We start from the raw sequence: 6398 nt of genomic DNA, 5'->3' as shown, positions 1-6398 counted from the left end.
TCGGCCTCGAGACTCGAGCTTCGCTCGTGCGCTTTCGAGGCCGAAACGGCGAGACGGGCCTCAACCCTTTGACGGTGTCTCGTAAAACTCGACGCATTCGGTTGCGTCTCGACTCATGTGGTGGCGTGGGCGCTGACGTTGCAGGTGGCTCGGTGGACCTGCTGTTCTGTGGGCTCGGGGAGCTCCGGTCACACTCCGCCGGTGGCTATGGGCATCCGGACCGAGTTGCCCCATTCCGTCCAGGAACCGTCGTAGTTGCGTACCGTCTCGCGGCCGAGCAGGTACTTCAGGACGAACCAGGTGTGGCTGGAGCGTTCGCCGACCCCGCTGTAGACGGTGACCGGCCCCGGCTCGACCGTGCCGTAGATCTCGTCCAGTTCGGCGCGGCCGCGGAAGCGGGAGCCGGAGGTGAGGGCACTGGTCCACGGGATGTTGACGGCGGTGGGGATATGCCCGCCGCGCAGGGCCGCGACCGGCCCGCCCGAGCCGGGGTCACCCGCGTACTCGTGCGGCGAGCGCACGTCGACCAGCGGGTCGCCCAGGCGGTCGAGGACCTCCTCGCGGAAGGCGCGGATCGACGTATCTTCCCGCTCGACCTGCGGGTATCGGCTGCGGGACGGTTCGGGGGTTTCGAAAACGGTGTCGCGACCCTCGCCGATCCAGGCGTCGCGGCCGCCGTCGAGAAGTCGGACGTCCCGGTGGCCGAACATGGTGAAAAGCCACAGCGCGTGCGCGGCGTGCGAGTTACCGTCATTGCCGTACAGCACGACGGTGTCGTCGTGTTCGACGCCCTGGGAGCGCATGAGTTCGGTGAACCGCTCGCCATCGATATAGTCACGGGTCACCGGGTCGTCGAGGTCGCTGCGCCAGTCGAGCTTGCTGGCCCCGGGAACATGGCCTATGCCGTAGAGGAGGACGTCGGCATTACATTCGATGATCTTCAAACCGGGCGTGCCGAGGTTTGCCGACAGCCATTCCGTGGTTACCAAACGGTGTGGGTGAGCGTAGGAAGCGAAGGCGGGATATGGGTCCGGGGCGACGGGCACGTTCGGGTTCCTTCACAGGAGGCGGGCAGTGCTGACGACAGGTTCGAGCCGCACTGTGGATAGTAAGTGTGACTTGACGTGAACTTGTTGATGAGCACAGAGTCGGTGCAATGGGCGATTTGATCGCACATGTCTCCGATAAAGTCTCCCCGAAGGAGGGGTGAGCATGTCTGATTCTTGGCCGCGGCGGCGCCTGCTCGCGATCCTCCGCGGCGCGAGCGAGCCCCTGGACGCACAGCAGCTGGCGCAGATCACCGGCCAGCATGTCACCACGGTGCGGTTCCACCTCGACATCCTCACCCGGGAGTCACTGGTCCGGCAGTTCCAGCAGCCGCCCCGTGGCCGGGGCCGGCCGCGGATCGGGTACCGGGCAGTCCAGCGGACCATCGGCTATCAGGACCTGGCCCAGGTGCTGGCCGACCAGCTGGGGCCCGATCCGGAGCAGCAGGCGGCCGCCGGCCGGGCGGCCGGACGGGCCTGGGGAGACAAACTCGACACCGCCGGTGAGCCGGTCGAGTCGGTGCGCGATGCCAAGGACCGTGTCGTCTCGCTGATGTCGGAGCTGGGCTTCGCCCCCGAACGGGACGGGCGGGAGAGCGCCGTGCGTGACCCCGGCCAGGGCGCGGTGGTCCGGTTGACGGCCTGCCCGCTGCGCGATCTGGCGCGAACACATACCGAAGTGGTGTGCGGAGTACATCGCGGGCTGCTGGCGGCGCTGCTCGAGCGTTCCGGGGCCCAGGGGGCGGTCGAGGCCGAGCTCGTGCCGTTCGTGACCGAGGAGATGTGCGAGGTGCGGCTGCGGCAGGTGGGTCCGCCACCCGCGCAGGCTCCGGCCGCGGAAGCGGCCGACTCCGCGACGACGGCCGCGCGCAGGCGCCCGCAGCCCGGCCGCATCGATGCGGCCGCCGGGCAGGCGGCGCGGTTGGCGCGGGCGTCGGGGCAGACGGTGCCGCCGGGCAGTCAGTTGCCGCCCGCGTCCGCGTCCCTGGAGTCGGACCCGTTCCCGCCCGCTACCGGGCCGGTGGCGCCGTCCGCGGGGCAGCAGGGTGGCCGGGTGTTCCGCGGCGCTCCGCCCTCAGGTGCGGTCGGCCCACAGCTGGGCGACCCCAACACCCACTTCCTGGAGCAGTCGGCGCAGCAGTGGTAATCCGATCCCGACGACGCTGGAGGGGTCGCCGTCGATCCGGTCGACGAACCAGCCCCCCAGCCCGTCGAGGGTGAACGCGCCCGCCACCTGCAGCGGTTCGCCGGTGGCGATATAGGCGTCCAGCTCGGCGGGATCGGGCTTACCGAAGTGCACGGTGGTGGCGCTGCAGTCGATCGCCTCGGTGGTGACAACGCCGTCGCGTACGCGCAGGACACAGTGCCCGGTGACCAGGTCCGCGAAATGCCCGGCCATGGCCTGCCAGCGCGCCAGCGCCACCTCCGGCGTATGGGGTTTGCCCTGGAGTGCACCGTCGATCAGCAGCATGGAATCGCAGCCGACGACGACGAGATCGGGATCCGGTGCGTCCTCGGCCAGCGTGGACGCCACGGCCCGGGCTTTCGCCCGGGCCAGTTCGACGACGACTTCCCGGGGGCCGGTATCGGCCGGTAGGGCCGCCGCTACGGCATCCTCGTCCACGGCCGAGACCCGGACGATGGGTTCGATGCCCGCGGCCCGCAGTACCGACCGGCGGGCGGGTGACGCGGACGCGAGTACCAGCCGGGTCACGTCTGGAATTCTCCTGAGGTCGGTGTCAGAACCGCAGATGCGACAGCTGCGGATAGGAGTACGGCGAGAACGGGGAGTTGCCGCGGTGCATCATCGTCGGCTTGCCCCACAGATCCCGCGGGCCGGAATCGGCGGATGCCGAACCCGCGGCGGCGGCAGCGGTGAACACACACACGAGTGCGGCGATCTCCGCGTCGGTCGGCGCACCTTTCTCGATCACGAGGAACGGCTTCTCCCCGTTCATCGCGGCGGCAATGCCCGCGGCGGCTTCGGTCGCGGTATCGACCGGCACATCCCTGGTGGCGAGGTCCAGTTCCGCTGCGGCCAATACTTCTTCTTCTGCCACAATCGTCACAGTGCCAGATCCTCTCTCTTGCCTCGAGCGGGCTCGCGCGGTTCAGCGGAGCCCGGTCGATCTTCTCTCACCGATCGCATACCCGAAATCAGTGTGCGGCCTACAGAGCGTATCGCCGGATCACAGCGGGATGTTGCCGTGTTTCTTCGGAGGCATGGTCACCATCTTCCGCTCCAGCAGCCGCAGCGCGGAGACGATCTGGCCGCGAGTGTGCGACGGAGGGATCACCGCGTCCACGTAACCGCGCTCGGCGGCGATGTACGGATTGACCAACGTGTCCTCGTACTCGTTCTGCAGTTCCAGCCGCAGTTTGTCCACGTCGGCCCCGTCCCTTGCGGCGTCGGCCAGCTTCTTGCGGTACACGAAACCGACCGCCCCGGAGGCGCCCATCACGGCGATCTGGGCGGTGGGCCAGGCCAGGTTCACATCGGCGCCCATATGCTTGGAACCCATGACGTCGTAGGCGCCACCGTAGGCCTTGCGGGTGATGATCGTGATTTTGCCCACAGTGGCTTCGCCGTAGGCGTAGAGCAGCTTGGCGCCGCGCCGGATGATGCCGTTGAACTCCTGGTCGGTACCGGGCAGGAAGCCGGGCACATCCACCAGGGTGATGATCGGGACATTGAACGCGTCGCAGGTGCGGACGAACCGCGCGGCCTTCTCCGAGGCGTCGATATCGAGGCAGCCGGCGAACTGGGTGGGCTGGTTGGCGACGATGCCGACGCTGCGGCCGTCGACCCGGCCGAAGCCCACGATGATGTTCATGGCCCGCTCGGCCTGGATCTCCAGGAATTCGTCGTCGTCGAGCAGCCGGCGGATGACCTCGTGCATGTCATAGGGCTGGTTCGGCGAATCCGGGATCAGCGTGTCGAGTTCGATGTCCTGTTCGGTGAGCGATTCCTCGATCGCGCCGGTGATGGGATCCGAGGCCGGGAAGCGCGGCGCCTCGGCGCGGTTGTTGCTCGGCAGGTAGGACAGCAGGTCCTTGACGTAGTCGAGGGCGTCCTGTTCACCGGAGGCCACGTAGTGCGCGGAACCCGACTTCACCATGTGGGTGTGGGCGCCGCCCAGCTCCTCCATGGTGACCTCTTCGCCGGTGACGGTCTTGATGACGTCCGGGCCGGTGATGAACATCTGGCTGGTCTGGTCGACCATCACCACGAAGTCGGTGAGCGCGGGGGAGTACACGTGCCCACCCGCAGCGGCGCCCATGATCAGCGAGATCTGCGGAATGACGCCGGAGGCCTGGATATTGCGGTGGAAGATCTCGCCGTAGAGGCCGAGCGAGACCACGCCCTCCTGGATACGCGCGCCGGCGCCCTCGTTGATGCCGATCAGCGGCCGGCCGGTCTTGATCGCCAGGTCCATGACCTTGACGATCTTCTCGCCGTACACCTCGCCGAGGCTGCCGCCGAACACGGTGACGTCCTGGCTGAAGATGCACACCTCGCGGCCGTCGATGGTGCCGTAACCGGTCACCACGCCATCGCCCAGCGGGCGCTGCTTGTCGAGGCCGAAGTTCACGCTGCGGTGCCGGGCCAGGGCATCGAGTTCGACGAAGGAACCGTCGTCGAGCAGGGCGAGAATGCGCTCCCGCGCGGTCATCTTGCCCTTGGCATGCACCTTGTCGATTGCGGCCTCGCCCATCGGATGCTGGGCTTCTTCCAGCCGATTCCGCAGGTCAGCCAGTTTGCCGGCGGTGGTGTGGATATCGGGCGCACCTGCCGAATCCGGCGTGGGCTGCTGCTGGACACTCGTCATGGCTCGGAGTGTAACCAGAGCCGCACCGCGCTGTTAACCCAGATCCTGCTACTGGTGAGTAGAACCCGGTCCAGAAAACCCCAGGTGGACAAGTCGTCACCGGTTCATATGTGTACCGCGAATCGCGGTAAACGTCCACACGACACGCCACGGTGATCCGTCACAAGCCTAACCTGTCCGGTTCGTGCGCGCGGGCCGCGATTAATTCACTTTCGCTCTACCGTGTCAGGCAATACCCTTGCAGCAGGCCACTTTTGGAACACAGAGGGGAGGTGGCCTGCTATGTGGCACTGGACAACTCGAGACGGCCGATTCCCGGAGGCCTTGGCGTTCACCCGGGTGACCGAGCCGGAACCGACCATCACCGAAACAGTCGCCGAGAACAAAGCCGAAGAGACCGACACCGTGGAGAACGAGGCGATGTCTGCGGTTTCCCGGCCCATCGGCTACGACCTCGCCGGCTAGACCCGGTGGTCACCGCACCCGCCGTGCGGTGACCACCGGCCCCGGCCAGTACCCTGCCCTGGTGCAGAGGCCACCGTTGGACGTCGAACATCTCCGGAGAGCGCTGACCGGAACTCCGGAACTGGCGTTCTACACCGGAATCACTGTGATCGAATCGACCGGATCCACCAACGCGGACCTGATCGCGCGCGCCGGAGACCCGGATATCGACCGTGTCGTACTGGTCGCGGAAGCGCAGGAGAGCGGGCGTGGCCGGCTCGCCCGCGCCTGGGCCAGTCCGCCGCGCGCGCAGATCGCCCTGTCCCTGCTCGTCCGGCCCGAGGGCCTCGGCCCCGAAGCACTCGGCTGGTTGCCGCTGCTCACCGGGATCGCCGCGGTCGACGCGCTCACGACGACCGCCCGGGTGCCCGCGGCCCTGAAATGGCCCAACGACGTGCTGATCGAAGGCCGCAAGGTCGCCGGCATCCTGGCCGAAGTCGCCGCCGCGGGGCCCCGCCCGGCGATCGTGGTCGGCATCGGTATGAACGTCAGCCTCACCGCCGACGAACTACCGGTCCCGCACGCCACCTCGCTGCTCCTCAGCGGCGCCACCGATATCGACCGCACCCGCTTGGTGCTGTCCTTTCTGATCGAGTTCGCCCGCCGCTACGCCCGGTGGCAGGAATCCGGATGGGCCGCGGAGACGCTCACCGACGCCTACCGGGAACGCTGCGCGACGCTGGGCTCCCGGGTCCGGGCGGAACTGCCGGGAGGCGGGGTGCTGACGGGGATCGCGCGCGATATCGATTCGGCAGGGCGACTGCTGATCGAGGACCGGGCGGTCGCGGCGGGAGATGTGACGCATCTGCGGCCCGGGGACTGAGAGTTCCCGCGGGGAGGCCGGGTTTCATAGGTCGGGCGGTCCGGGTCGACGAGGCGGAGTTGGTTGTGGGGGTGAGGGGTGGGGTCGTTCGTGGGGGTGAGGGGTGGGGTCGTTCGTGGGGGTGAGGGGTGGGGTCGTTCGTGGGGGTGAGGGGTGGGGTATGGGGAAATCACAAATATAAAGACCAGTGAAATC

7 protein-coding genes are annotated in these 6398 nt (G+C 67.8%); 3 read left to right on the top strand and 4 right to left on the bottom strand.

Annotated elements, in window-relative coordinates:
• Positions 1-188: 188 nt before the first annotated feature.
• Positions 189-1046, bottom strand: coding sequence for a sulfurtransferase (locus ACLML9_RS27085; RefSeq protein ID WP_411948163.1), 858 nt, complete (start codon positions 1044-1046; stop codon positions 189-191).
• Between the two features lie 166 nt (positions 1047-1212).
• Here ACLML9_RS27085 and ACLML9_RS27080 point away from each other — a divergent pair, with 166 nt between their 5' ends.
• Complete coding sequence (locus ACLML9_RS27080; protein WP_411948162.1) at positions 1213-2193, top strand: helix-turn-helix transcriptional regulator; 981 nt, start codon at positions 1213-1215, stop codon at positions 2191-2193.
• On the opposite strand, the gene ACLML9_RS27075 is transcribed toward ACLML9_RS27080, so the two are convergent.
• The 3 genes from ACLML9_RS27075 to ACLML9_RS27065 all read right to left on the bottom strand — a co-directional run bounded on the left by ACLML9_RS27075 (position 2122) and on the right by ACLML9_RS27065 (position 4876).
• A complete protein-coding gene (locus ACLML9_RS27075; protein WP_411948161.1) occupies positions 2122-2760 on the bottom strand; it encodes a Maf family protein in 639 nt (212 codons plus the stop codon). The genes ACLML9_RS27080 and ACLML9_RS27075 overlap by 72 nt on opposite strands.
• Before the next feature lie 25 nt (positions 2761-2785).
• Positions 2786-3115 (bottom strand): acyl-CoA carboxylase subunit epsilon, encoded by a 330-nt coding sequence (locus tag ACLML9_RS27070; RefSeq protein WP_411948160.1) that lies wholly within the window; start codon positions 3113-3115, stop codon positions 2786-2788.
• A 120-nt stretch (positions 3116-3235) separates the two neighbouring features.
• The gene (locus ACLML9_RS27065) at positions 3236-4876 is read right to left on the bottom strand and encodes an acyl-CoA carboxylase subunit beta (RefSeq protein WP_411948159.1); all 1641 of its coding nucleotides are present in this window, start codon (positions 4874-4876) and stop codon (positions 3236-3238) included.
• Positions 4877-5158: 282 nt separating this feature from the next.
• On the opposite strand from ACLML9_RS27065, the gene ACLML9_RS27060 reads away from it, so the two are divergent.
• The gene (locus ACLML9_RS27060; protein ID WP_411948158.1) at positions 5159-5341 is read left to right on the top strand and encodes a hypothetical protein; all 183 of its coding nucleotides are present in this window, start codon (positions 5159-5161) and stop codon (positions 5339-5341) included.
• A gap of 61 nt (positions 5342-5402) precedes the next feature.
• A complete protein-coding gene (locus ACLML9_RS27055; RefSeq protein ID WP_411948157.1) occupies positions 5403-6203 on the top strand; it encodes a biotin--[acetyl-CoA-carboxylase] ligase in 801 nt (266 codons plus the stop codon).
• The last annotated feature ends 195 nt before the right edge of the window (positions 6204-6398 follow it).

This window comes from Nocardia sp. NPDC002869 (assembly GCF_046764065.1).
Taxonomy (GTDB): Bacteria; Actinomycetota; Actinomycetes; order Mycobacteriales; family Mycobacteriaceae; genus Nocardia; species Nocardia rhamnosiphila.
This window is presented reverse-complemented; position numbering and strand designations above follow the sequence as displayed.

Coding starts and splice junctions, on each gene's coding strand:
- ACLML9_RS27065 (WP_411948159.1), bottom strand. CDS start 4,876: ATGACGAGTGTCCAGCAGCAGCCCACGCCGGATTCGGCAGGTGCGCCC.
- ACLML9_RS27060 (WP_411948158.1), top strand. CDS start 5,159: ATGTGGCACTGGACAACTCGAGACGGCCGATTCCCGGAGGCCTTGGCG.
- ACLML9_RS27080 (WP_411948162.1), top strand. CDS start 1,213: ATGTCTGATTCTTGGCCGCGGCGGCGCCTGCTCGCGATCCTCCGCGGC.